At 64.6% G+C, this 23744-nt stretch carries 22 protein-coding genes and 1 pseudogene; 9 read left to right on the top strand and 14 right to left on the bottom strand.

What is annotated here, in order from left to right; genetic code table 11:
* Positions 1–20: 20 nt before the first annotated feature.
* Complete coding sequence (argG, locus tag V1280_RS29565) at positions 21–1358, top strand: argininosuccinate synthase (protein WP_334532561.1); 1338 nt, start codon at positions 21–23, stop codon at positions 1356–1358.
* Between the two features lie 194 nt (positions 1359–1552).
* Here argG and V1280_RS46905 read toward each other — a convergent pair.
* Positions 1553–1675: pseudogene (locus V1280_RS46905) on the bottom strand (OmpA family protein); the annotation flags it as partial.
* Between the two features lie 332 nt (positions 1676–2007).
* On the opposite strand from V1280_RS46905, the gene V1280_RS29555 reads away from it, so the two are divergent.
* Positions 2008–2331: a hypothetical protein gene (locus V1280_RS29555; protein WP_334532556.1), complete on the top strand. Its 324-nt coding sequence runs from the start codon at positions 2008–2010 to the stop codon at positions 2329–2331.
* Positions 2332–2419: 88 nt separating this feature from the next.
* Here V1280_RS29555 and V1280_RS29550 read toward each other — a convergent pair whose 3' ends face one another.
* Positions 2420–3670, bottom strand: a complete 1251-nt coding sequence (locus tag V1280_RS29550) for an OmpA family protein (RefSeq protein WP_334532553.1) — start codon at positions 3668–3670, stop codon at positions 2420–2422.
* A 212-nt stretch (positions 3671–3882) separates the two neighbouring features.
* Between V1280_RS29550 and V1280_RS29545 the strand changes: the two genes are divergently transcribed.
* Positions 3883–4686 carry a hypothetical protein gene (locus tag V1280_RS29545; protein ID WP_334532551.1) on the top strand — a complete coding sequence of 268 codons (804 nt, stop codon included), beginning with the start codon at positions 3883–3885 and terminating at the stop codon, positions 4684–4686.
* 121 nt (positions 4687–4807) lie between these two features.
* On the opposite strand, the gene V1280_RS29540 is transcribed toward V1280_RS29545, so the two are convergent.
* The 9 genes from V1280_RS29540 to sdhC all read right to left on the bottom strand — a co-directional run bounded on the left by V1280_RS29540 (position 4808) and on the right by sdhC (position 14217).
* Positions 4808–5068 (bottom strand): hypothetical protein, encoded by a 261-nt coding sequence (locus V1280_RS29540; RefSeq protein ID WP_334532549.1) that lies wholly within the window; start codon positions 5066–5068, stop codon positions 4808–4810.
* Between the two features lie 71 nt (positions 5069–5139).
* A complete protein-coding gene (locus V1280_RS29535; protein WP_334532547.1) occupies positions 5140–5526 on the bottom strand; it encodes a VOC family protein in 387 nt (128 codons plus the stop codon).
* 21 nt (positions 5527–5547) lie between these two features.
* Positions 5548–6372, bottom strand: a complete 825-nt coding sequence (locus tag V1280_RS29530; RefSeq protein WP_334532544.1) for an FkbM family methyltransferase — start codon at positions 6370–6372, stop codon at positions 5548–5550.
* Between the two features lie 63 nt (positions 6373–6435).
* Positions 6436–8391 carry an ABC transporter ATP-binding protein/permease gene (locus tag V1280_RS29525; protein ID WP_334532541.1) on the bottom strand — a complete coding sequence of 652 codons (1956 nt, stop codon included), beginning with the start codon at positions 8389–8391 and terminating at the stop codon, positions 6436–6438.
* A gap of 53 nt (positions 8392–8444) precedes the next feature.
* Complete coding sequence (locus tag V1280_RS29520; RefSeq protein ID WP_334532538.1) at positions 8445–10583, bottom strand: ATP-binding protein; 2139 nt, start codon at positions 10581–10583, stop codon at positions 8445–8447.
* Positions 10584–10771: 188 nt separating this feature from the next.
* Positions 10772–11554, bottom strand: coding sequence for a succinate dehydrogenase iron-sulfur subunit (locus tag V1280_RS29515; protein ID WP_334532535.1), 783 nt, complete (start codon positions 11552–11554; stop codon positions 10772–10774).
* Positions 11555–11578: 24 nt separating this feature from the next.
* Entirely contained in the window at positions 11579–13414 is a 1836-nt protein-coding gene (sdhA, locus tag V1280_RS29510) for a succinate dehydrogenase flavoprotein subunit (protein WP_334532532.1), read from the bottom strand.
* Between the two features lie 3 nt (positions 13415–13417).
* Positions 13418–13822 carry a succinate dehydrogenase, hydrophobic membrane anchor protein gene (sdhD, locus tag V1280_RS29505; RefSeq protein WP_334532529.1) on the bottom strand — a complete coding sequence of 135 codons (405 nt, stop codon included), beginning with the start codon at positions 13820–13822 and terminating at the stop codon, positions 13418–13420.
* Positions 13819–14217, bottom strand: coding sequence for a succinate dehydrogenase, cytochrome b556 subunit (sdhC, locus tag V1280_RS29500; RefSeq protein ID WP_334532526.1), 399 nt, complete (start codon positions 14215–14217; stop codon positions 13819–13821). Before sdhC ends, sdhD begins: the two co-directional genes overlap by 4 nt.
* Before the next feature lie 509 nt (positions 14218–14726).
* On the opposite strand from sdhC, the gene V1280_RS29495 reads away from it, so the two are divergent.
* A complete protein-coding gene (locus V1280_RS29495; RefSeq protein ID WP_334532524.1) occupies positions 14727–15587 on the top strand; it encodes a sulfite exporter TauE/SafE family protein in 861 nt (286 codons plus the stop codon).
* A gap of 155 nt (positions 15588–15742) precedes the next feature.
* Here V1280_RS29495 and V1280_RS29490 read toward each other — a convergent pair whose 3' ends face one another.
* Together V1280_RS29490 and V1280_RS29485 are read right to left on the bottom strand one after the other, a co-directional pair.
* Positions 15743–16240 carry a DUF3658 domain-containing protein gene (locus V1280_RS29490; protein WP_334532521.1) on the bottom strand — a complete coding sequence of 166 codons (498 nt, stop codon included), beginning with the start codon at positions 16238–16240 and terminating at the stop codon, positions 15743–15745.
* A 27-nt stretch (positions 16241–16267) separates the two neighbouring features.
* Positions 16268–17797: a malonate--CoA ligase gene (locus V1280_RS29485; protein ID WP_334532518.1), complete on the bottom strand. Its 1530-nt coding sequence runs from the start codon at positions 17795–17797 to the stop codon at positions 16268–16270.
* A 96-nt stretch (positions 17798–17893) separates the two neighbouring features.
* Here V1280_RS29485 and V1280_RS29480 point away from each other — a divergent pair, with 96 nt between their 5' ends.
* The 4 genes from V1280_RS29480 to V1280_RS29465 all read left to right on the top strand — a co-directional run bounded on the left by V1280_RS29480 (position 17894) and on the right by V1280_RS29465 (position 21100).
* Positions 17894–18658: an SDR family oxidoreductase gene (locus V1280_RS29480; protein ID WP_334532516.1), complete on the top strand. Its 765-nt coding sequence runs from the start codon at positions 17894–17896 to the stop codon at positions 18656–18658.
* A 288-nt stretch (positions 18659–18946) separates the two neighbouring features.
* Entirely contained in the window at positions 18947–19501 is a 555-nt protein-coding gene (locus V1280_RS29475; protein WP_334532513.1) for a fasciclin domain-containing protein, read from the top strand.
* Positions 19502–19676: 175 nt separating this feature from the next.
* Positions 19677–20306 carry a cytochrome b/b6 domain-containing protein gene (locus V1280_RS29470; protein ID WP_334532510.1) on the top strand — a complete coding sequence of 210 codons (630 nt, stop codon included), beginning with the start codon at positions 19677–19679 and terminating at the stop codon, positions 20304–20306.
* 11 nt (positions 20307–20317) lie between these two features.
* A complete protein-coding gene (locus V1280_RS29465) occupies positions 20318–21100 on the top strand; it encodes a molybdopterin-binding protein (protein ID WP_334532507.1) in 783 nt (260 codons plus the stop codon).
* Positions 21101–21211: 111 nt separating this feature from the next.
* Here V1280_RS29465 and V1280_RS29460 read toward each other — a convergent pair whose 3' ends face one another.
* The gene (locus V1280_RS29460; RefSeq protein ID WP_334532505.1) at positions 21212–22399 is read right to left on the bottom strand and encodes a YbfB/YjiJ family MFS transporter; all 1188 of its coding nucleotides are present in this window, start codon (positions 22397–22399) and stop codon (positions 21212–21214) included.
* A gap of 132 nt (positions 22400–22531) precedes the next feature.
* On the opposite strand from V1280_RS29460, the gene leuB reads away from it, so the two are divergent.
* The gene (gene leuB, locus V1280_RS29455) at positions 22532–23644 is read left to right on the top strand and encodes a 3-isopropylmalate dehydrogenase (RefSeq protein ID WP_326897751.1); all 1113 of its coding nucleotides are present in this window, start codon (positions 22532–22534) and stop codon (positions 23642–23644) included.
* The last annotated feature ends 100 nt before the right edge of the window (positions 23645–23744 follow it).

Genomic DNA, 23744 nt, shown 5'->3' with positions numbered 1-23744 from the left:
GAGACCCGATTGGAAGCGCCATGACCACGATCCTGAAAAGCCTGCCCAAGGGTGAGAAAGTCGGCATCGCGTTTTCGGGCGGTCTCGATACCAGCGCGGCGCTGCTCTGGATGAAGCAGAAGGGCGCGCGCTGCTACGCCTATACCGCCAATCTCGGCCAGCCCGATGAAGCCGATTACAACGAGATCCCGCGCAAGGCGGAAGCGTTCGGCGCCGAGAAGGCCGTGCTGGTCGATTGCCGCATGCAGCTCGTCCACGAAGGCATCGCCGCGATCCAGTCGGGCGCCTTCCACATCTCGACCGGCGGCATCACCTATTTCAACACCACGCCGCTGGGTCGCGCCGTCACCGGTACGATGCTGGTTGCGGCGATGAAGGAAGACGGCGTCAACATCTGGGGCGACGGTTCGACCTTCAAGGGCAACGACATCGAGCGCTTCTACCGCTACGGCCTGCTGACCAACCCGTCCTTGCGCATCTACAAGCCTTGGCTCGATCAGCAGTTCATCGACGAGCTCGGCGGCCGCGCCGAGATGTCGGCGTTCATGACCGCCCAGGGTTTCGCCTACAAGATGAGCGCCGAGAAGGCGTATTCGACCGACAGCAACCTGCTCGGCGCCACGCATGAGGCCAAGGATCTCGAAAGCCTCGACAGCGGCATCAAGATCGTCAACCCGATCATGGGCGTGCCGTTCTGGCGCGACGATTGTGCTGTGAAGGCCGAGAAGGTCGTGGTGCGTTTCGAGGAAGGCCAGCCGGTCGCGCTGAACGGCAAGACTTTTGCCGATCCCGTCGCGCTGTTCCTCGAAGCCAATGCGATCGGCGGCCGCCACGGCCTCGGCATGAGCGACCAGATCGAGAACCGCATCATCGAGGCCAAGAGCCGCGGCATCTACGAAGCGCCCGGCATGGCGCTCTTGCACATCGCCTATGAGCGTCTCGTCACCGGCATCCATAACGAGGACACGATCGAGCAGTACCGCATCAGCGGCATGCGCCTCGGACGTCTGCTCTATCAGGGCCGCTGGTTCGACTCGCAGGCCCTGATGCTGCGCGAGACCGCGCAGCGCTGGGTTGCGCGCGCGATCAGCGGCGAGGTCACGCTGGAGCTGCGCCGCGGCAACGACTATTCGATCCTCAACACCGAGAGCCCGAACCTCACCTATGCGCCGGAACGGCTCAGCATGGAGAAGGTCGAGGACGCCGCCTTCACGCCGGCCGACCGCATCGGCCAGCTCACCATGCGCAATCTCGACATCGCCGATACGCGGGCCAAGCTCGGTCTCTATTCGAAGACCGGACTGCTGTCGGGCAGCGAAGGCTCGCAGATCTTCAAGCTCGAGAACGACAAGGATTAAAGTCGGCGCTCTCGTAGGGTGGGCAAAGCGAAGCGTGCCCACCATCTTTCTACGACGATAGTGATGGTGGGCACGGCGCTCACGCGCCTTTGCCCACCCTACGATTGTGCGATGTGCCGTAGCATCGCGCGTAACAACTTCAAACAAAAATGGCCGGGATCGCTCCCGGCCATTTTGCATTTATGCGTGTCGCCTCAGCGCGGCGGCGTGGTGCCGGGCGGAGGCGGCGGCAGCGAGGCCTGGCCGCCGTTGAGCAGCGGTGTGATGCGGCGGACGGTGACGCGCCGGTTGATGCGGCTCGGGCCGTCGGTCTGCTCACCTTCGGCCTGCGCAAGAGAGCGGGGTTGTAGGCGTGAATAACTCTCGTATATGTTGCGGCCCACCATCAATTGGAGGTAAGTTTTTTAAATGTCGGATATTGGGCATTTGATTTGTGGCGAGCCGCCCGCTGATGGGCTTGCTAAATCCGCGCTAAGTTGAGCGCGCATGGTCCAGTTCTGGTGCGCGGTGGTCGCGGAAGTGGGAAGAGCGCGCTTTTGATAGAAGCCTACCGTCGCATGAAGGAAAGTGAGACCGTATTTCCGGTCTATTCGCAATCAATTTATGCAATCTTTTGGACAGTGTTCCTTCAAAGCGGCTCACTTTTGAGATGATCGACCAATGGATTGGGGCCGTTCCGGAACCCGCAGAATTCCATGTATCCGGCCAAGCCTTTCATAATGTGCAGCTCCCGGTGCTGCCGGTTGAGCATGGGCTCGCAATTTTAGACAAGGCTGTCACTGTGTTGCGTAAGTCACCGGCTTATCCGTACGGGCTCACGGACAACTTGATTGACCGTCTGATGGGAGCAGGCATCACGACCGTTGGTCAACTTGCGACGACAGACGATCGCAAGCTGGATCAAATTGATTACATCGGGGGTGCCACTATTAAGCGCATTAGAGAAGTCCTGTATCAGGCCATCTGGATGTGAAGACTTCACGTTGCTTCTTCGATGGTGGCCATCGAAGACAAAATTGGCCGGGATCGCTCCCGGCCATTTTGCATTTATGCGTGTCGCCTCAGCGCGGCGGCGTGGTGCCGGGCGGGGGTGGCGGCAGCGAGGCCTGGCCGCCGTTGAGCAGCGGTGTGATGCGGCGGACGGTGACGCGCCGGTTGATGCGGCTCGGGCCGTCGGTCTGCTCCTTCAGGTACTGCCTGCCGTAGCCCTGCGACGTCAGGTTCTCCGCGGGCACATTGAACTGCTGGGTCAGCAATTCGGCCGCGGACTGCGCGCGGCGATCCGACAGCGACAGATTGTCGACGTCGTTGCCGACCGCGTCGGTGTGTCCCTCGATCAGGAACACCTCGCGCGGGTTGCGCTGGATCGCACGGTTGAGGCCGTCGGCGATCGCCTGCAGCCGCGCCGCCTGGTCTGGCGGGATGACCCACGATCCGGTCTCGAAGTTGATCGTGTTGACGTCGATGCTCGGCATCGCCATGCGGACGTTCGGCGAGTAGCGGATCTCGTCGAGCGAATAACGCCGTTCGATCCGCTGCACCGGTGGTGCCTCCATGGTCTCGTAGATCACGTCCGGCGTCGCCTCCTGGGCATCGACGATGTAGCGATCGTACGGAATGTTCACGACCGGCGGCGGCACGTCGACATAGAAGCCGCCGACCGCGCGCGGATCGCGATAGCTGTTGTCGATGATGACGAGCTCCTGCCCGCGGGGGTCCCTGCGGATTCGACGCAGCAGCGAGCCGTCCGGACCGACCACGGTGATCACCTCGCTGCCGTCGGGACGGATCACGACGGTGCGGGTTTCGCCGCCGATGGTCTCGGTGCGGATGTCGCGGGCGCCATAGCGGAAGCGATAGAGATCGTTGCCGCGGACATATTCCTGCCCGCCGGGGTCGCGGATGATGATGCGATCCGGCTCGGTGTAGACGGTGCGGCCGCCTTCGACGACCTCCTGCCGCTGATTGCGGTAGTCGGCGATGGTGGCGCCGATCACGGCACCGGCCACCACGCCAGCACCGAAGGCAAGCGGCGTCAGGTCACGCTGTTGAGGTCGCGGCGGAGGCGGTAGCGGAGTGGTGGTCGTAGGTGCTGCGCGGAAGGCCGGAGTGACAGTCGGCGGCGTGTATTGCGCCTTGTCGGGCGGCGGTGCTGCGGCTGCCGTGGCGGGGACGACACTCGGTGCCGCTACGCCGGGCGGTGGAGTTGCGGGCCTTGGCAGGGCACCCGCCTGCGGTGACGCAGGCGGAGCTCCGGCAGCGGGCGCGCCCGCCGGCGGTGTTCCACCTTGGCGTCCGGACGGCGACGTCACCGCGCCGCCGGGAGCCGGCGTTGCCGTCGGGGCCGGGGTGGCACCCGGAGCCGGTGTTCCTGCAGCCGGCGGAGCGCCCGGACGTCCGGCCGGCGTCGTCGGGGTGCCACCCGGCGCCGGCGTGGCACCTGGAGCCGGTGACCCTGCAGCCGGGGGGGCGCCGGGGCGTCCGGGCAGCGTGGTGCCGGGCGCAGGCGTCGCGGACGGTGTGGGTGTGGCTGTCGGAGCAGCAGGTGTCGTGGCCGGGCGAGCTGCCGGTGCTGCGGGCGACGGGGTGGGCGTTGCGGTCGGAGCTGGCGTTGCCGCCGGCGCAGGCCGTGCCGCAGGGCCCGCTGAAGGTGGTGTGGCTGCAGCAGGCGGAGGCGGGGCACCCGGACGCACCGGTGCTGCCGCGGGCGGCGGCGGAGGAGTCGGTGTCGGTGCGTGCTGCTGCGGGGCTGCTGCCGGAGGCGGCGGCGGCGTTGGTGCGTGCTGCTGCGGGGCTGCCGCCGGAGGCGGCGGCGGTGTCGGTGCATGCTGCTGCGGAGCCGCGGCCGGAGGCGGCGTCGGAGCCTTGGGTGCAGCAGGCGGCGGCGGGGGCGGCGGAGGAGCCTGATGAGTCGGGGGCGGCGCGGCCGGGGGAGGCGGCGGCGTCGGACGTGCCGGCGCTGCAGCCGGCGGAGGTGCGGCGGGCGGATGCGGCGGGGCAGCCGCCGGGGGCGGCGCGGCCGGAGCCTTGGGCGGAGCAGGCGGCGGCGCCGCCGGCGGTGCTGCCTTGGGTGCAGCAGGCGGCGGACCCTTCGGCGCTTCCTTCGGAGGCTGCTTCGGTTTTCCGTCAGGGCCCAATTCTGGCTGGGCCTGCGCGACCACGAGCGGCGCGCTTTGCGCATGCGATGCGGAGCTTGCAAATTGCATCGCGGTCAGAGCCGTTGTGGCAAGCAGCACGAAACGAAGGTTGGTCATGTGGTTCAACTTCCCCGGAAGGTTCTTTGACGAAGTTTTGGTTTGAGTCTTGGTTTGACGAAGTGCTGGAATGAACGGATACGCGTTAGGCCGCATTGTGGCGGGCGAAGACATTGCGTCGCGATTTATTTCTGCATGCAAATCGTGTGACACGAACAACGTTCATTGCGCATTCAGGCGCAGCTTGCAATCGCCTCACATGTGATCGCTCGTCTCACATGTGACCTGCGACGAATTGGCATCCGTCGCAGGATTGGGCGTGGTCGGTCCATTCGGTCCGCGCGATGGAATCTCTTCAGGAATGCGGCCGGGCAATTCATCGGGCCGCGGTGATTCGCCGGGCTCGCGCACCGGCGGCGTGATTTCAGGTTGCGGATTGCCCGGCGGAATTCCGGGTGGTGGCTCGGTGGGCGTGCCGGGTGTCGATGGCGGTATCTCGGGCGGTTCAATCGGCATCGGCATCACGAAGATCAGTTGTCAGGAGAACGACAACGATGATGCCGCGCCGATGTTCCTTAGTCGCCGCGCTATTCCGGCACGTGACAGACCGCCTCGATGTTGTGGCCGTCGGGGTCCAGCACGAAGGCGCCGTAATAGTTCGCGTGATAATGCGGGCGCAGGCCGGGCGGCCCGTTGTCGCGGCCACCTGCGGCCATCGCAGCCTTGTGGAACGCGTCGACCGTCGCGCGGTCTTTCGCGAGGATCGCGACATGCACCGGCTTGTTCATCGCGCCCTCGCCGCCGATCCAGAAATCGGGCTTGCCGCCGGCGCCGAAGCCTGCTGCGGCAGCGTGACCGGTCTGCTCCTCCGTCACTTCCATGATCAGGCTGTAGTCGAGCGGCGCCAGTGCCTTGCTGTAGAACGATTTCGCGGCCTCATAGTCGGAGACGGAGAGACCCAAATGATCGATCATCGTAACCTCCGTGGTTCGTCGTCAGCGTGACAGGAACGTATTGCTTCGCGTCTTGCGCGCGATCGTAAAGCCGCGCGTGACCATGTCGGCGATACAATCCTGCTGCCATTCGTTTTGTGACAGGTGCTCGATCACGACCGCGCGGGGCCACAGCGCTGGCGGCGCGTCGCGGAAGAAGCCGATCAGCACGCGGTCCTCAAAGCCCTCGACGTCGATCTTGAGCGAATCGACCTGGCCGACGCCGGCCTCTTCCAGGATGCGCGTGAGCTGCAGCGATGGCACCTTGATCGCATCACGGCTGGCCGCGCCGGTGACGACATGCGTGGCGCCGAGATTGCCGCCGCCGCTCTCGATCATCAGCTCGCCGTCGCTGTCGCCCGCGGCGGCCTGCACCAGGCGCACCTGCGTCGCATTCGATGCGGCATGGTTGAACGAGAGCCGTCCAAAGGTCAGCGGATGCGGCTCGATCGCCACCACTTTGCCATTGGTGCCGACTTGCCGCGCCATCACCAGCGCAAAAGTGCCGACATTGGCGCCGACGTCGACGAAGGTGCCGCCGGCCTGTGTGTGCTGGCGCAGGAAGTCGAGCTCGTCGAGATTGTAGTCGGGGTTGAACAGCGCGCCGCGTTCGGTCGCACTGCCCTGATGATAGAATCGGAACGAGGCGCCCTGATATTGCACGTCGATCGGGCCGCTGCGCAGCAGATTGACCAGCCGCGACATCCACGGCCGGAACGCGCCGCGCTTCAGCCCCGATCCTTGCGCGAGGCGAATGATTGCGGCCTGCGCTGCGTTCGGCGCAAACGCGCCGAATGGCGCGGTCGAAAGGGCATTGTCGGGCGTCAAGCAGGCGATCCTCGTTGCAGGCGGCGCATGCATAGCCGGTTTTGCCGGGGACTCCAACGGCGCTCACGCCGCCTTTTCCGCAGCCGGCTTGCGCTGCCGCAGGAATCGCCCGAGCAGCTTTCGTTTGCCCTTGCGCGGGATCAGGTCGATGTCGCTGACCAGTTTTGCGCCACCCTTGCGGCGCTCCAGCACGATCTTCCGGCTGTGGAAGGCCTCGAGCTCGACGCGATGCGCGACGCTGACGATGGTTGCCTCTCGCAGCTCGTCGATGACCATCTTCATCATCTTGTCCTGGCTCTTCTCGTCGAGCGCGGAGGTCGCTTCATCCAGCACGACGATGTCGGGGTTGTGCAGCAAGAGCCGCGCGAAGGCGAGGCGCTGCTTCTCGCCGCCGGACAGCGTCTGGTCCCACGATCCCTCTTCCTCGATCTTCTCCTTGAGATGGTCGAGGCCGACCCTGTGCAGGGCCTCGCCAATCTCCTCGACGGTCCAGTCGTCCTCGGCGCCGGGATAGGCGACCGCGCGGCGCAAGCTGCCTGACGGCACGTACGGCCGCTGCGGCAGCATGAACAGCCGCCGGTCTGGATGGAAATTGACGCTGCCGCCGCCCCATGGCCAGAGGCCGGCGATAGCGCGCACCAACGTGCTCTTGCCGGTGCCGGATTCGCCGGCGACCAGAAGCCGCTCGCCGGGCTCGATCGCCACCTCGGTCTCGCCAACCACGGCGGTGCCGTCGTCGAGCGTGACGGAGAGGTCGTTCAGCTCCAGCATCGTCTCGTTGCTGGTCTCGCCGCGCTTGATGCGGCCAAAACCATCGCCCTGCTCAGCGCGCTCGAGGCCGTCGAGCGACATCATCAGCGAGGCGATGCGGCGGGCGCAGGCATTCCAGTCCGCAAGCCGCGGATAATTGTCGACCAGCCAGCCGAATGCGCTCTGCACGATGGTGAAGGCGGAGGCCGCCTGCATCACCTGTCCGAGGCTCATGCTGCCGTCGAGGAATTTTGGCGCGCAGAGCAGAAGCGGCACCACGGGTGCAACGAGGCTCGAGCCCTGCGACACCAGCGTGGTGCGCATGTGCTGGCCGGCGAGCCGCGCCCATTGCCGCAGCACGCTGGTCAAATTGCGGTCGATGCCGCCGCGTTCTTCTTCCTCGCCGCCGAGCAGCGCGATGCTCTCGCCATTCTCGCGCACGCGCGTCAGCGTGTAGCGGAAATCGGCCTCGGCCTGGTTCTTGTCCTCGGACACCTGCACGAACTGGCGGCCGATCGCCAGGATTGAGCCCGAGGCGATGCCCGCATAGAGCATCGCGGTGATGACGAGGAAGCCGGGAATGGTGATGCTCGATCCACGGATCGTGACGGTGAGCGCGCCGCCGATAGTCCAGAGCACGACGATGAAGGTCGCGGCGGACAGCAGGGCGGAGGTCACGCCGGCGAGAAAATCGACCGGCGAGTCCGTCGCAACGCGAAGATCCTCGGCGATCCGGTATTCCGGATTGTTGTGATCGCCGCCGACGAGGTTGAGCTGGTAGTAGCGCCCGTTGGCGAGCCACCGCGTCAGCACGCTGTTGGTGAGCCAGGCGCGCCAGCGCCGCTGAATGCCCATGCGCGCAAATACCTGCGCGACGCCGAGCACGATGCTGCCGATCGCCAGCGGAAAGAACATTGCGGTGAGGTGGAAGACGGTGGACGCATCCCGCTTCTCGATGGCGTCGAAGATCGCGCGATTCCAGACATTGATGCCGTATTGAAAGCCGACGGTCAGGACGATGAGCACGCCGAGGCCGATCGAGAACGGCCAGGCGAGGCGGTCGCCCTTGCGCGCCCAGAAGCCGCGCGCGCTGATCCAGAAGCGGGTGAGGAGATATTCCTTGCGCGCCTGCTCGGCCTCTTCGGGCGACAGCTCGGGGTCGGGCTCGACCACTTCGGGCGGCGGCGCGATTTCGTCGCCGTCCCCGCCCTCGATGTCGGCGATGGGCGGCTTCTTAACACTTTCGTGCTTTGCGGCTGGCTTTTGCATGGCCGGATAACGCGAGACAAATCAGCCGGTTCCCTCGGGTTCCGCTGGCCCAATCATTCAGCGGCGCCGTCGCGCACGCGTTTGAGCCGCGCCGCTTGGTGCAGGATCCGCGACAGCTCCTCGATCGAATAGGGCTTTTGCACGAGCTCGAAGCCGGCAACGCCGTCCTGGGACAAAGCGTGGCTGTAGCCCGTGGTCAGCACGATCGGCACGCCGATGCAGCGATCGCGGATCGCCTGCGCGAGATCGAGCCCGGTCATGCCGGGCATGACCACGTCGGAGAACACGACATCGAAGCGATCGGGGTCGCCGAGGAGCTCGGTGAGCGCGTCGGTGGCGTTGTCGACCAGCGTGATGCTGTAGCCGAGCTCGGTCAGCCCGTCGGCGGCGAAATTGCCGAGCTCGATGTTGTCCTCGACCACCAGCACCGACATGCCGCTGCCCGCGACGGCCGGTGCGGTGGTCGGCGCCTGGCTCCGGGGCAAACGATCCGCCGGCACGCGTGGCAGATAGAGCGAGAAGGTGCTGCCCTGACCGACCTCGCTGACGACGGTTACCTCGCCGCCGGATTGCCGGGCGAAGCCGAACACCTGCGAGAGGCCGAGGCCGGTGCCCTGGCCGACCTGCTTGGTGGTGAAGAACGGCTCGAAGATGCGTCCCAATTGTGCGGCCGGAATGCCGATGCCGCTATCGCCGACGGCGACACAGACGAATCCGTGGCTGCCCGAGAGGTGCGCCAGCGTGTCCGGAAGATTCGTCGCCGCGTGCACCGTGAAGACGATCCGGCCCTTGCCCTGAATGGCGTCGCGCGCGTTGGTCGCCATGTTGATGATGGCCGTCTCGAACTGGCCGGCATCGGCATTGACGAGGCAGGGCTCGGCCGATAGCTGCGTGACGATCTCGATGGCCGATCCGAGCAGCGTGGCGAGCATGTCGCGCAGCGATTGCATGCGATCGCCAATGTCGAACACTTCGGGCTTCAAGGTCTGGCGTCGCGCAAAAGCCAGAAGCTGCGAGGTCAGCTTGGCTGCGCGTGCGACCGCCTCGGCGATCGCCGTGATGTAGCGCTGCCGCCGCTCCTCGCTGATTTGCGGGCGGTTCAGGAGATCAACGGACGCGCGGATCACGGTCAGGAGGTTGTTGAAATCGTGCGCGACGCCGCCGGTGAGCTGGCCCAGCGCTTCCAGCCGCTGGCTGTGCTTGAGCGCCTCTTCGGCTTCGCGCCGCTTGGCAGCTTCAAGCTGGAGATGCTGGGTGCGCCGGAAGGCGAACGCCAGCAGGATGAACAGCAGCGCTGTCGCGGGCACGCCGAACACCAGATGCTGGCTCGTGGTGGCGAGCCAGCGTGCACGGATCGCCGACGTCTCGAGGCCGGCGCTGACATAGATCGGATATTCGGCGACGCGCCGGTAGCCGATGCGCCGCTCGATCCCGTCCGGTGGCCAGGCAATGGTCATCAGCCCGTGGTCGGGATGGGCTGCGATACTCCGGCCGACCGGACCGCTTGGATCGAGCTGGATCTGGCGATCGAGCCGCGGGAAATGCGCCAGCAGCACGCCGTCGGCACGTCCCATCGCAAAGAAGCTGCCGGGATCGGTGCCGATCCTGGCGTAAAAGCTCTCGAAATATTCCGGCAGCACGGACGCCTGGATCACGCCGGTGAAGCTGCCATCGTCGGAGTTGCGGCGGCGGCTGACGCCGAAGAAGCGCGCGCCCTGGTAGGGTTGCCGCGGCGTCAGCGAGACGCCGATGTAGGTGCCGATGCTCTGATCGACATGGGCATAGAAATAGTCGCGGTCGGCAAAGCTCTGATCCGGCGGCGGTGACGCTAGGCTGTTGACCAGTGATTTTCCGTTCGCGTCGAAGATCCAGGCCGATTTGAGCTGCGGCAGCGCGTCGGTCAGCTGCCTCAGGCGCCGGTGCAGCACTGGTTCCCGCGACCGGATGACGTCGTCGGGAAGGTCGCGCACGACCTCGTTGAGCTCGGCGAGGCTGCGATCGATGGTCTCGAACACCTTGAGCGCGTGCTCATGGGCGACATCGAGCGTGCGCTCGATCTCACGGTCGGCGATGTCGTGCGTCGAATTGTAGGAGATGGTGGAGGCGATGGCGAACAGCGCAATCGGCAGCGCCAGGGATGCGGCCATCATCCACCGCAAGAGTCTCAGCGAGTTGCGTTGTGCGCCCTGCACGGTCGCTCCGGTCCCCCGACCGGAAGCTTACTAGAATCTGACGCTTTGAAGGAAGCGGCTTGTAGTGGGAACCGGAGGTTGTAGTGCGTCGATTCGCCCGCGGCGCGAGTTGGGGTGGATTTTACCCAAAATCACCCGGCGGCAGAACATCCCGGGCATTTTGGCCCGGGATCGCAGCATGAAGACGCCTAGATCTGGCGCTCGACCATCTTGAGCTTGAGCTCGGCGATGGCCTCGGCCGGGTTCAGGCCCTTCGGGCAGGCCTTGGCGCAGTTCATGATGGTGTGGCAGCGGTAGAGCCGGAACGGATCCTCGAGATTGTCGAGCCGCTCGCCGGTGGCCTCGTCGCGCGAATCGGACACCCACCGGTTGGCCTGGAGCAGCGCGGCGGGACCGAGATAACGGTCGCTGTTCCACCAATAGCTCGGGCACGAGGTCGAGCAGCAGGCGCACAGGATGCATTCGTAGAGACCGTCGAGCTTCTCGCGGTCCTCGTGGCTCTGGCGCCATTCCTTCTGCGGCGTCGGCGAGGTCGTCTTCAGCCACGGCTCGACGGAGGCGTATTGCGCGTAGAAATTGGTGAGGTCGGGAACGAGATCCTTCACCACCGGCTGGTGCGGCAGCGGGTTGATCTTCACCGCGCCGTCCTTCACGTCGTGCATCGAGCGGGTGCAGGCCAGCGTGTTCTGGCCGTCGATGTTCATGGCGCAGGAGCCGCAGACGCCTTCGCGGCAGGAGCGGCGGAAGGTCAGCGACGGATCGATGTGGTTCTTGATCCAGATCAGGCCGTCCAGCACCATCGGACCGCAATCATGGGTGTCGACGTAATAGGTGTCGACGCTCGGATTCTTGCCGTCGTCCGGATTCCAGCGATAGACGCGGAATTCGCGAAATTCGGTCGCGCCCGCGGGCTTCGGCCAGGTCTTGCCGCCGGTGATCTTGGAGTTCTTCGGAAGTGCGAATTCAACCATTTCGATGAGGCTTTCGCTGTTCGCTCAGTACACGCGCGCTTTCGGCGGGATGTACTGCACGTCGTTGGTCATGGTGTAGTCGTGAACCGGGCGGTACTCGATCTTGACCTTGCCGTTGTCGTCGAGCCAGGCCAGCGTGTGCTTCATCCAGTTCTTGTCATCGCGCGCGGAGAAGTCCTCGCGCGCGTGCGCGCCGCGGCTCTCGGTGCGGTTGGCGGCCGAATCCATCGTCACCACCGCCTGCGAGATCAGATTGTCGAACTCCAGCGTCTCGACGAGATCCGAGTTCCACACCAGCGAGCGGTCGGACACGGCGATGTCGGTGATGCCGCTGTGGACCTTTTCGATCAGGTTCTGGCCTTCGCTCAGGATGTCGCCGGTGCGGAACACGGCGCAATTGTTCTGCATCACGTGCTGCATGCCTTCGCGCAGCTTCGCGGTCGGCGTGCCGCCGGAGGCGTAGCGGTAATGGTCGAGGCGGCCGAGCGCGAGGTCGGACGAGTTCGCCGGCAGCTCGGGCTGCTTGGCGTTCGGCGTCAGCTTCTCGGCGAGACGGAGCGCCGCGGCGCGGCCGAACACGACGAGGTCGATCAGCGAATTGGAGCCGAGGCGGTTGGCGCCGTGCACGGAGACGCAAGCGGCTTCGCCGATCGCCATCAGGCCGGGAATGATGGCGTTGTCGTCGCCGTCCTTCTTGGTCAGGACTTCACCGTGATAGTTCGTCGGGATGCCGCCCATGTTGTAGTGCACGGTCGGCACGATCGGGATCGGCTCGCGCGTGACGTCGACATTGGCGAAGATCTTGGCGGATTCGGAGATGCCCGGCAGGCGCTCGGCGAGCACCGCGGGATCGAGATGGTCGAGATGAAGGAAGATGTGATCCTTCTTCTTGCCGACGCCGCGCCCCTCGCGGATCTCGATGGTCATCGCGCGCGAGACGACGTCGCGCGACGCGAGGTCCTTCGCCGACGGTGCGTAGCGCTCCATGAAGCGCTCGCCCTCGGAGTTGACGAGATAGCCGCCTTCGCCGCGCGCGCCTTCGGTGACGAGACAGCCCGAACCGTAGATGCCGGTCGGGTGGAACTGCACGAACTCCATGTCCTGCATCGGCAGGCCGGCGCGCAGCACCATGCCGCCGCCGTCGCCGGTGCAGGTGTGCGCCGAGGTGCAGGAGGCGTAGGCGCGGCCGTAGCCGCCGGTCGCGAGGATCACGGTCTGGGCGCGGAAGCGATGCAGCGTACCGTCGTCGAGCTTGAGCGCGATGACGCCGCGGCAGGTGCCCTGGTCGTCCATGATCAGGTCGATGGCGAAGAACTCGATGAAGAACTCGGCCGCGTGGCGCAGCGACTGGCCGTACATCGTGTGCAGCATGGCGTGGCCGGTGCGGTCGGCCGCGGCGCAGGTGCGCTGTGCCTGGCCCTTGCCGTAGTCCATGGTCATGCCGCCGAACGGACGCTGGTAGATCTTGCCGTCCTCGGTGCGCGAGAACGGCACGCCCCAATGCTCGAGCTCGTAGACCGCGTCGGGTGCGTTGCGCACCATGTATTCGATCGCGTCCTGGTCGCCGAGCCAGTCCGACCCCTTCACGGTGTCGTACATGTGCCAGCGCCAGTCGTCCTTGTGCATGTTGCCGAGCGAGGCCGAGATGCCGCCCTGTGCCGCAACCGTGTGCGAGCGGGTCGGAAACACCTTGGTGATGCAAGCGGTCTTCAGGCCGGCCTCGCTGCAGCCGACCACGGCGCGCAGGCCCGCGCCACCGGCGCCGACCACGACGACGTCATAGGTGTGGTCTTCGATCGGATAGGCCTTGCCGTTGGTGCCGGGAGCGCCTTTGCCCTTGCCATTCGTCTCGTTGGCCATGGGTTACACTCCGGATGACAGTTGGAGAATCGCATAGATCGAGGCGAGCGCGACCGCGATCGAGAAGAAGTTGTTGGCCATGATCGAGACGAGCTTCAGCTTCTCGTTGTGGACGTAGTCCTCGATCACGACCTGCATGCCGATCTTCATGTGCCAGGCGCTGGCGATGATGAAGAGCAGCATGATGATGGCGACCGGCAGCGAGCCGAGGATCTGCTTGGCGCCGGCCTGGTTGCGGCCGAGCAGCATCATGATGACCACGATCACCGGGATCATCAGCAGAACCATCGCGACGGCCGTCAGGCGCTGGCGCCAGAAGTCGGATGTACCGGAATGCGCGGCGCCGAGATTACGGACGCGGCCGAGCGGGGTGCGCATGCTGCGCTTCGGCGTATCGGCTGTGCTCATCGTCCACCTCCGATCATATAGGCGATGATCCAGATCAGCACCGTCAGCGCGATGCCGCCGATCGCTGCGCCCCAGGTCAGCGCTTCGCGCTCATTGGCCTTGAAGCCGTAGCCGAGGTCCCACACGAAGTGCCGGATGCCGCTCAGCATATGGTGCATCAGCGCCCAGGTGTAGCCGAACACGATCAGCCGCCCGATGATGCTGCCGGTGAAGGCCTGCACATTGGCGTAGGCGGCAGGCCCCGAGGCCGCCGCAACCAGCCACCAGACCAGCAGCAGGGTTCCGACGTACAGGGCGATACCGGTGGCGCGATGGACGATGGACAGTGCCATCGTCAGCGTCCAGCGGTAGATTTGCATGTGTGGGGAAAGCGGTCGTTCGATCCGTGCGGTCATGGGCTTTTGATGTTTATGGCGGCCCGGCAGAGGGCACGCGGGGATCGCGAAAGGTCGGCTCTATTTACGGAGTCGATTTGGCCTGCGCAATCACCAAATCGCCATAAATCGAACCGGCGTTCAGCCCTACGGCATTGATGCAACAAGCCAATCAGGGGCTTGGTATACCAGAGCGATGGTGCACCGACCAAGGATAGAATAATAATTCATCTTTTGCGGCGACCGCCGAGGCGCATTGAAATCACTATTGGAACGGCTCTAAGCCACCGCTCCGCTGCGAGGGTTCGAACCAGTCAGTTCACAGCGCCCAAGGCGGCGCGGCCAGGCGATGTCCCCTTTCCAATTTCCGCCTTGCGCATCGATTTTCCGTCAGGCGGCGGATATGCGCAACTTGCATTCCACCCCAGCCGGAAGGCGCGGCGTGTCGACCACGCAAATCGGATCGCCTACAGCTTCTCGCGCAGCTCATTCCGTTGGGGCGAATCGGAGAAGTTGCGGGGCAGGTCCGGGTGATTGCAGGTCTTGATATGAAGGAGCTCGTCGAGCTCGCGCTGCTGCTGATCGCAGTCGGCGCGCTCTCCGGATTCCTCGCCGGCGTGTTCGGCATCGGCGGCGGCGCGATTCTCGTGCCGGTGTTTTACGAATGCTTCCGCATCGCCGGCGTGCCGCTCGAGGTGCGCATGCCGCTTTGTGTCGGCACCTCGCTGGCCGTGATCATCCCGACCTCGATCCGTTCGTTCCAGGCGCACTACAAACGCGGGGCCGTCGATATGACGATCCTGCGCGTCTGGTGGCTGCCGATTCTGATCGGCGTCGTCACCGGCAGCGTGGTCGCGCGCTACGCGCCGGAGCGGCTGTTCAAGATCGTGTTCGTCTGCGTCGCGTATTCGGCCGCCGTGCGCCTGATCTTCGCGCGCGAGACCTGGAAGCTCGGCGACGACCTCCCGCAGGGCCCGCTGATGCGCATCTACGGCTTCTGCGTCGGCATCTTGTCGACGCTGATGGGCATCGGTGGCGGCCTGTTCTCGAACCTGCTGATGACGTTTTACGGCCGGCCGATTCATCAGGCAGTCGCGACGTCGTCAGCGCTCGCGGTGCTGATTTCGATCCCCGGTGCGCTCGGCTACATCTATGCCGGCTGGCCGGCGGCTGCGACCTATCCGGCCGTCACAGCGCTGCAAATCCCGTTCGCGCTCGGCTATGTCTCGCTGATCGGTGCCGTGCTGGTGATGCCGATGAGCCTCGTGACGGCGCCGCTCGGTGTGAGGGCGGCGCATGCGATGTCGAAACGCACGCTGGAGGTCGCGTTCGGCTGCTATCTGTTTATCGTGGGCAGCCGGTTTGTGATGAGTTTGGCGGGCGGACAGTAGCCGCCACAAACTCCGTCATTGCGAGCGCAGCGAAGCAATCCAGGATCTTTCCGCGGAGGCAGTCTGGATTGCTTCGCTACGCTCGCAATGACGGGGCTGAGAGCGTGCGCGACATCAGGTGAACGGCTGAATGCCGATCGGGTCCAATTGACAGACTAGTCCTTCAATCGCACTTCGCTGTGGAGCCAGCTCTGAAGATTGCCGATGCCTTCGATGCGATCGGAAACCGAAAGCACTTTCAATCGCGCCGCAATCATCTTGTCGTCGATCGGCAATCCAAGCTCTTTGCAGCGGTTCATTGCACGGGTGGCTATCATCGCGGTCTTCCGCCACGTCGGCTTCATGACCGAGAAAATGATCTCGTCGAGCCGTTGCTCGGTTACTCCCGGCGGGAGGTGCACCTCGTCCCACGTTAGTTCGCAGATATATTCGTATGGCTCGCGGTCGGACTCCGGAGGCTCGAGATCCGAGTACTGCTCGTAGACAGGCCGAAGTAACTCGTCCTCCAGCGCGCCAAGGATGCCATAGAAGCTGTCTTCTAGCTTGATCCGCTCGGCCTTGCCGAGCCCCGCAATAGCCATTCGGGCTTGGTCCAGTGCCGCGCAAGCGTCAAGAAGGTGGTCGTTGATCCGGACAGCCTGCTCGCGTTTCATGCTTCCCCAGCCCTGGAGCACTCGCTCCTATTTCTTCGCGAAAATATCCTTGTACGTATCCCGCAGCACGTTCTTCTGCACCTTGCCCATCGTATTCCGCGGCAGCTCGTCGACGACGAAGACGCGCTTGGGCATCTTGAATTTTGCCAGGCGCCCGTCGAGTGCTTTCAGCACGGCGGCTTCAGTCACGTCGGCGCCCTTGTTGCAAACGAGGACGGCCGTGACGCCCTCGCCGAAATCGGCATGCGGCACGCCGATCACCGCCGACTCGGCCACGCCGGGCATGGCGTCGATCTCGCTCTCGATTTCCTTGGGGTAGACGTTGAAGCCGCCGGAGATCACGAGATCCTTGCCGCGGCCGAGAATGTGGACGTAGCCCTTGTCGTCGATCTTGCCGAGATCGCCGGTGATGAAGAAGCCGTCGGGGCGGAATTCGGACTTGGTCTTCTCCGGCATGCGCCAGTAGCCTTTGAACACGTTCGGGCCCTTGACCTCGATCATGCCGATCTGGTCGCGCGGCAATTCCTTGCCGGTCTCGGGCTCGGTCACGCGCACGGAGACGCCGGGGAGCGGAAAGCCGACCGCGCCCGGCACGCGCGCGCCGTCGTAAGGATTCGACGTATTCATGTTGGTCTCGGTCATGCCGTAGCGTTCGAGCACGGCATGACCTGTGCGCGCCGACCATTCGCGATGGGTCTCTGCCAGCAGCGGCGCCGAGCCCGAAATGAACAGCCGCATATGCCTGGTCGCCTCGCGCGACAGCGCGGGATTCTGCAGAAGCCGCGTGTAGAAGGTCGGCACGCCCATCAGCACCGTGGCGCGCGCCATCAGCTTGATGATGAGGTCCGGATCCAGCTTCGGCAGGAAGATCATCGACGCCCGCGAAAACAGCGTCACGTTGGTCGCCACGAACAGGCCGTGCGTGTGGTAGATCGGCAGTGCGTGGATCAGCACGTCCTTATTCGTGAAGCGCCAGTAGCCGACGAGTGAGAGCGAGTTCGACGCGAGATTGTCGTGCGTGAGCATCGCGCCCTTGGAGCGGCCGGTGGTGCCTGATGTGTAGAGGATCGCGGCGAGATCGTCGTTTGCCCGCGAAACAGTCGCGAACTCGCTGCTTGCCTTCTCCGCGGCCTCCGTCAGCGAGCCCTTGCCGTCAGGCCCGAGCGTCTCGACCTTGGCTTTCACTTTTGCGGCGATCGGCGCGAGGCCTTCGGCCTTCGAGGGATCGCAGACCACCAGCGACGGCTCGGCATCGCCGATGAAATAATCGAGCTCGTTCAGCGTATAGGCGGTGTTGAGCGGCAAATAGACCGCGCCGGCCCGCACCGTGCCGAGATACAGCACGATATTGGCGACTGATTTCTCCACCTGCACCGCGACGCGGTCGCCGGGCTTCACGCCGCGCGCCACCAGCACATTCGCCATTTGCCCGGCCCGTGCGATCAGATCGCCATAGCTGATAGGGGCGCCGTCCTGGGTCTCGATGGCGAGACGTTTGGGATCGTCGAGGCCGTCGAACAGGCGGGAAAACAGATTGGCGTTGGCTGCTTGGTTCATGCAAGATTTCCTCGACCGCAAAGGCAAACAAGGCCGGTCAAAACCGAGGGCTGGATTAGCAAAAACCGCCCCAATGAAGCAACGGAGACAGTTGGCATGGCAAAACACGGGAAACGCGTGGCCTGGGTCACGGGCGGCGGCAGCGGGATCGGGGAGGCCGGCGCCGAGGCGCTCGCGGCTGATGGATGGACGGTGGTGGTCTCCGGCCGGCGCAAGGACGCCCTGGAGACCGTGGTCGCGAAGATCGCCAAGGCGGGCGGTGCCGCAGAGGCGCTGGCGCTGGACGTGTCCAGTGCGACTGACGCCCAGAAGGCGGCCGATCACATCGTCGCGAAGCACGGCCGCATCGACCTGCTCGTGAACAATGCCGGCATCAATGTCCCGAAGCGGAGCTGGAAGGACATGGAATTGGAGGGCTGGGACAGACTGGTCCAGGTCAATCTCAACGGCGTGCTCTATTGCATGCGCGCAGTGCTGCCGACAATGCGCAAGCAGCAGGACGGCTCGATCATCAACGTGTCGTCCTGGGCCGGCCGCCACGTCTCGAAGATGCCGGGGCCCGCTTACACCACGACCAAACATGCGGTGCTGGCGCTGACCCATTCCTTCAACATGGACGAATGCGTCAACGGCCTGCGCGCCTGTTGCCTGATGCCGGGCGAGGTCGCGACGCCGATCCTGAAACTCCGCCCGGTGGTGCCGAGCGAGGAAGAGCAGGCGAAGATGCTGCAGTCCGAAGATCTCGGCCGCACCATCGCCTTCATCGCCTCGATGCCGCCGCGCGTCTGCATCAACGAGCTGCTGATCAGCCCGACGCATAATCGCGGATTCATTCAGACGCCGCACAACAGGGATTATTAGTTCGTCATTGCGAGCGAAGCGAAGCAATCCAGAGATGTATCCGCGGAAACAGCCTGGATTGCTTCGTCGCAAGTGCTCCTCGCAATGACGGTGCGGATGCACCACACGGCCACGCCGCCGCATAGTTTCACGCATCACGATAAATTATTGTTCGAAACCACTTCGCAGACCCTCCCGTAGTTCGGACCAACGACGCGTTACTGCTTCACGTCAAACTGTCGCAGCCGCCGTTGTTGCCCCAACGCAAACGCCGGCGAAATGCCGGTCACAATCATCGGGAGTTTCTCCATGTCGAAGCGCATTGCCTATCTCACCGCTGCAGCCTTCAGCGCGCTGGCCATCACCGCGACCGTCATCGCGCCCGCCCGCGCCGAGGAAAAGACCGTCATGGTCGGCGGCGCCGCGATGTTCCCGTCGAAGAACATCGTCCAGAACGCGGTCAACTCGAAGGACCACACCACGCTGGTTGCGGCGGTGAAGGCGGCCGGTCTCGTCCCGACGCTGGAAGGCAAGGGCCCGTTCACAGTGTTCGCGCCGACCAATGCCGCGTTCGGCAAGCTGCCGGCCGGCACCGTCGACACCCTGGTCAAGCCCGAGAACAAGGCGACCCTGACCAAGATCCTGACCTACCATGTCGTGGCCGGCAAGCTCGAGGCCTCTGACCTCACCGACGGGAAGAGGCTCAAGACCGTCGAGGGCGAGGAACTCACCGTCAAGAAGCAGGACGGCAAGGTCTGGATCGTCGACGCCAAGGGCGGCACCTCGATGGTGACGATTTCCAACGTCAACCAGTCCAACGGCGTGATCCATGTGGTCGACACCGTGCTGATGCCGGCGACGTAACACCGCGCAACCCCTGTTTAGTCCCCCCTGACAGGGGCATGCGGCAAGGCGAGCCGGGGGTATCTCCGGCTCGCTTTATTGTGAGAAGCTGTCCGCCAGATTCGCAGATTTGCGGGTGTAACGAACGCAGGGCGACTGGCGTATAATTGCCAACGCGACCTCACAGGACGGAACCATGTCGAGCCTAGCCACAGTCGACGAGCACGTGAGTGCCACCCCGGCCAAAACGATCCAGCCGGTCTGGGTCCGGGTGATGCACTGGACCAACGCTGTCGCCATGATCCTGATGATCATGTCGGGCTGGCAGATCTACAACGCCTCCCCGCTGTTCGATTTTCGTTTCTCCCACGACATCACGCTTGGCGGCTGGCTTGGTGGGGCGCTGCTCTGGCATTTTGCGGCGATGTGGCTGCTGATGGTTAATGGCCTCGCCTATCTCGTGACTGGCTTCGCGACTGGCCGCTTCCGCAAGAAGCTGCTGCCAATCACGCCGACGGGCGTGCTCCACGACGTCAGGGCTGCGCTCACCTTCAAGCTCAGCCATGACGACCTTAGCGTCTACAACTACGTGCAGCGTACGCTCTATGCCGGCATCATCGTGGTCGGCGTGCTGATCGTGCTGTCCGGCCTGTCGATGTGGAAGCCGGTGCAATTGCATTGGCTGGTGACGCTGTTCGGCGATTACCCGACCGCGCGTTACGTGCATTTCTTCTGCATGGCCGCGATCTGCGCCTTCCTGGTCATTCATGTGCTGCTCGCGCTGCTGGTGCCGAAGAGCCTGCGCGCGATGATCATCGGTCGCTAAGGGAGGAAGTCATGGCCAAGCGTTCGTTCCTGATCCCCGGCGTCGACAAGCGGCTCTTGATCAAGGATTCCATCAAGACGATGCCCGACGTCACCCGCCGCCGCTTCATCGCGGGCGGCGCCAGCCTCGGCGCGCTGACGCTGCTCACTGGCTGTGATGTAGTCGATTCCTCGTCCGCCGACGCGCTGCTGGCGAAGATCTCGAAATTCAACGACGCCGTGCAGGATTTCATCTTCAATCCCGATGCGCTGGCGCCGACCTTTCCCGAGAGCGCGATCACAAAACCGTTCCCGTTCAACGCCTATTACGATCTCGACGACGCGCCGGAGGTCGATGGCGAGGCCTGGAAGCTCGAGGTGCGCGGTCTCGTCGACAACAAGAAGTCGTGGACGCTGCCCGAGCTCACCAAGCTGCCGCAGTTCACCCAAATCACCCGCCACATCTGCGTCGAAGGCTGGAGCGCGATCGGCAGCTGGACCGGCACGCCCTTGCGCGATTTCCTGAAACTGGTCGGCGCCGACACGCGTGCCAAATACGTCTGGTTCCAGTGCGCCGACAAGGACGGCTACAACTCGCCGCTCGACATGCGCACCGCGCTGCATCCGCAGACGCAGATGACGTTCAAATACGCGGGCGAAATCTTGCCGCGCGCCTACGGTTTTCCGATGAAGATCCGCGTGCCGACAAAACTCGGCTTCAAGAACCCGAAATACGTGGTCTCGATGGAAGTCACCAACGAGTACAAAGGCGGCTATTGGGAAGACCAGGGGTACAATTCGTTTAGTGGGAGCTGACGGCTTCAGTCATTCCGGGGCTCGCGAAGCGAGAACCCGGAATCCATCAGACCGCAGCGTTGGTGGATGAATGGATTCCGGGTGCGCGCCATGCGCGCCCCGGAATGACACCTAGGCTGACCCCACCTTCCGCTGACACAACGCCGCCACCGCGCCCAACGCGAGCAACGCCGCCGACACATTCAGCGCGTAACTCAGGCTCCCCAGCGCATCCGTGATCGCGCCGACCACGATCGGGCCGAGCGTCTGGCCGACGCCGAATGAGATCGTCATTGCCGCGATCGCGGTCGGCCACGCCTCATGCGGATAGTTGAAGCGCACGAAGGCAGTGGTCGAGCCGACCACGGCGAAGAAGGCGACGCCGAACACCACCGCCGATGTCGCGAGCCACGCGGTTGAATGCCCGAGCATCGGCAGGCCGGCGCCGATCGCGTTGGTGCCGAGGATGATGGCGGTGGCGAGACCGCCGCGGTCGAGCGCGAGCACGCGGCGCCAGACCCAGGGCGTCACGAACGCACTCATGCCGATCAGGCCCCAGAATCCGGCCTGCGCCGCGGCACCGCCGCCGCCGTCGCGCACATAGGCGATCATGAAGGTCATGTAGGCGATGTAGCCCGCGCCGAAGAGGAAGTAGGCGGCGAGATAGATCAGCACGGGAAGAATCCGGAAAGAGGCGTGGCTGCCTTCGTTGAAATGCGCGCCGCTTTCGATGCGGACCAGGAACAGCGGCACCGTCATCGCAGCCGAGAGCAGCGTCAGCGCCCACCACACGATCCACCACGAGCCCGGGCCGAAATGCTGCAGCGTGAACGGCGCGATCAGCCCCGAGGAGAGAATGCCGATGCCGGGGCCGGCATAAAACAGGCTCAGCAGGAAATTGGCCCGCTCCGGGCGCGATTGCGCGACGGTCGCGGCGAGGGCGCCGCCGGCCACGAAGCCAGCCGCGGCACCGATACCGAGCACCAGCCGCGCCAGGCTCAGCGCAATGAAATTCCCTGTCAGCGCGCAGACCGCCAGCGCGGCGACGCAGGCCAGCGTTCCGCCGCGGATCGCGGCCGCCCAGCCGACGCGCTGGATCAGCCGGGACGCGACCAGCGCGCCGACAAGATAGCCGACGGCGTTGATGGTGTTCATGAAACCGGCCGCCGAGTAGGACCAGCCGAGGTCCTCCCGCATATCCGGCAGCACCAGCGCATAGGCAAAGCGGCCGATGCCGAGCCCGACCGTCGCAGCCAGCGACAGGGTCAGGATCAGCCGCGCGGGGTGTGCGTCGGGCGGGGGTCTATCAGGGGCGAGCAAGGGGTACTCCGGCCTCTCCAGTGTGGCAGGCCCTGCCCGCCTTGCACAGCCGCGCGGCGGCAATGGTGTCTTGCCAAGCGCGCAACGCCGCTCTAGCACTCCGGCCGAAATTCGATCTCAGAGGAAACGACCATGGCGACCCACAAATTGCTGCTGCTCCCCGGCGACGGTATCGGCCCCGAGGTGATGGGCGAGGTGAAGCGGCTGATCGATTGGCTCAATAGCGCGGGAATCGCCAAATTCGAGACCGATACCGGCCTCGTCGGCGGCTCGGCCTATGACGCCCACAAGGTGTCGATCTCCGAGGGCGACATGGCCAAGGCGCTGGCTGCCGACGCCATCATCTTCGGCGCGGTCGGCGGGCCGAAATGGGATGCCGTTCCCTATGAAGTGCGCCCCGAAGCCGGCCTGCTGCGCCTGCGCAAGGATCTCGCTTTGTTCGCCAACCTCCGCCCCGCCGTCTGCTATCCGGCGCTGGCGGATGCCTCCAGCCTGAAGCGCGAGGCAGTCGAGGGCCTCGACATCGTCATCGTGCGCGAGCTCACCGGCGGTGTCTATTTCGGCGAACCCAAGACCATCACCGATCTCGGCAACGGCCAGAAGCGCGCCATCGATACCCAGGTCTACGACACCTATGAGATCGAGCGCATCGGCCGCGTCGCCTTCGAGTTGGCCCGGAAGCGCAAGAACAAGGTGACGTCGATGGAGAAGCGCAACGTCATGAAGTCGGGCGTGCTCTGGAACGAGGTCATGACCCAGGTCCACAAGCGCGAATATCCCGATGTCACGCTCGAGCACCAGCTCGCCGATTCCGGCGGCATGATGCTGGTGAAGGCGCCGAAGCAGTTCGACGTCATCGTCACCGACAATCTGTTCGGCGACATGCTGTCCGATATCGCGGCGATGCTCACCGGATCGCTCGGCATGCTGCCTTCGGCCTCGCTCGGCGAAGTCGACGTCAAGAGCAAGAAGCGCAAGGCGCTGTACGAGCCCGTGCACGGTTCTGCGCCTGACATCGCGGGTAAGGGCCTGGCCAATCCGATCGCGATGATCTCGTCCTTCGGCATGGCGCTGCGCTATTCCTTCGACATGGGCGCGCTCGCCGACAAGGTCGACGCCGCGATCGCCGCCGTGCTCGCCAGCGGTCTGCGTACCGCCGACATCAAGTCGGAAGGCACCACGGCTGCCTCGACCACGCAGATGGGCGAAGCGATTCTGAAGGAACTGCAGAAGCTGCACGCGTAAGCGGCGGCAAACGCAGCTCTCGTAGGGTGGGCAAAGGCGCTAAGCGCCGTGCCCACCATCTCTCTCGATCGCGAAAAATGCGTGGGCACGCTTCGCTTTG

The organism is Bradyrhizobium sp. AZCC 2230 (assembly GCF_036924495.1).
Lineage (GTDB): Bacteria > Pseudomonadota > Alphaproteobacteria > Rhizobiales > Xanthobacteraceae > Bradyrhizobium > Bradyrhizobium rifense.
The sequence above is the reverse complement of the archived record's forward strand: the minus strand, read 5'-3'. Positions and strand labels throughout refer to the sequence as shown.

What these genes read in the sequence shown, in the direction of transcription:
- argG (WP_334532561.1), top strand. Translation starts at nt 21, where the DNA reads ATGACCACGATCCTGAAAAGCCTGCCCAAGGGTGAGAAAGTCGGCATC.
- V1280_RS29555 (WP_334532556.1), top strand. Translation starts at nt 2,008, where the DNA reads ATGATCGACCAATGGATTGGGGCCGTTCCGGAACCCGCAGAATTCCAT.
- V1280_RS29540 (WP_334532549.1), bottom strand. Translation starts at nt 5,068, where the DNA reads ATGCCGATTGAACCGCCCGAGATACCGCCATCGACACCCGGCACGCCC.
- V1280_RS29535 (WP_334532547.1), bottom strand. Translation starts at nt 5,526, where the DNA reads ATGATCGATCATTTGGGTCTCTCCGTCTCCGACTATGAGGCCGCGAAA.
- V1280_RS29525 (WP_334532541.1), bottom strand. Translation starts at nt 8,391, where the DNA reads ATGCAAAAGCCAGCCGCAAAGCACGAAAGTGTTAAGAAGCCGCCCATC.
- V1280_RS29515 (WP_334532535.1), bottom strand. Translation starts at nt 11,554, where the DNA reads ATGGTTGAATTCGCACTTCCGAAGAACTCCAAGATCACCGGCGGCAAG.
- sdhA (WP_334532532.1), bottom strand. Translation starts at nt 13,414, where the DNA reads ATGGCCAACGAGACGAATGGCAAGGGCAAAGGCGCTCCCGGCACCAAC.
- sdhD (WP_334532529.1), bottom strand. Translation starts at nt 13,822, where the DNA reads ATGAGCACAGCCGATACGCCGAAGCGCAGCATGCGCACCCCGCTCGGC.
- sdhC (WP_334532526.1), bottom strand. Translation starts at nt 14,217, where the DNA reads ATGACCGCACGGATCGAACGACCGCTTTCCCCACACATGCAAATCTAC.
- V1280_RS29490 (WP_334532521.1), bottom strand. Translation starts at nt 16,240, where the DNA reads ATGAAACGCGAGCAGGCTGTCCGGATCAACGACCACCTTCTTGACGCT.
- V1280_RS29485 (WP_334532518.1), bottom strand. Translation starts at nt 17,797, where the DNA reads ATGAACCAAGCAGCCAACGCCAATCTGTTTTCCCGCCTGTTCGACGGC.
- V1280_RS29480 (WP_334532516.1), top strand. Translation starts at nt 17,894, where the DNA reads ATGGCAAAACACGGGAAACGCGTGGCCTGGGTCACGGGCGGCGGCAGC.
- V1280_RS29475 (WP_334532513.1), top strand. Translation starts at nt 18,947, where the DNA reads ATGTCGAAGCGCATTGCCTATCTCACCGCTGCAGCCTTCAGCGCGCTG.
- V1280_RS29470 (WP_334532510.1), top strand. Translation starts at nt 19,677, where the DNA reads ATGTCGAGCCTAGCCACAGTCGACGAGCACGTGAGTGCCACCCCGGCC.
- V1280_RS29465 (WP_334532507.1), top strand. Translation starts at nt 20,318, where the DNA reads ATGGCCAAGCGTTCGTTCCTGATCCCCGGCGTCGACAAGCGGCTCTTG.
- leuB (WP_326897751.1), top strand. Translation starts at nt 22,532, where the DNA reads ATGGCGACCCACAAATTGCTGCTGCTCCCCGGCGACGGTATCGGCCCC.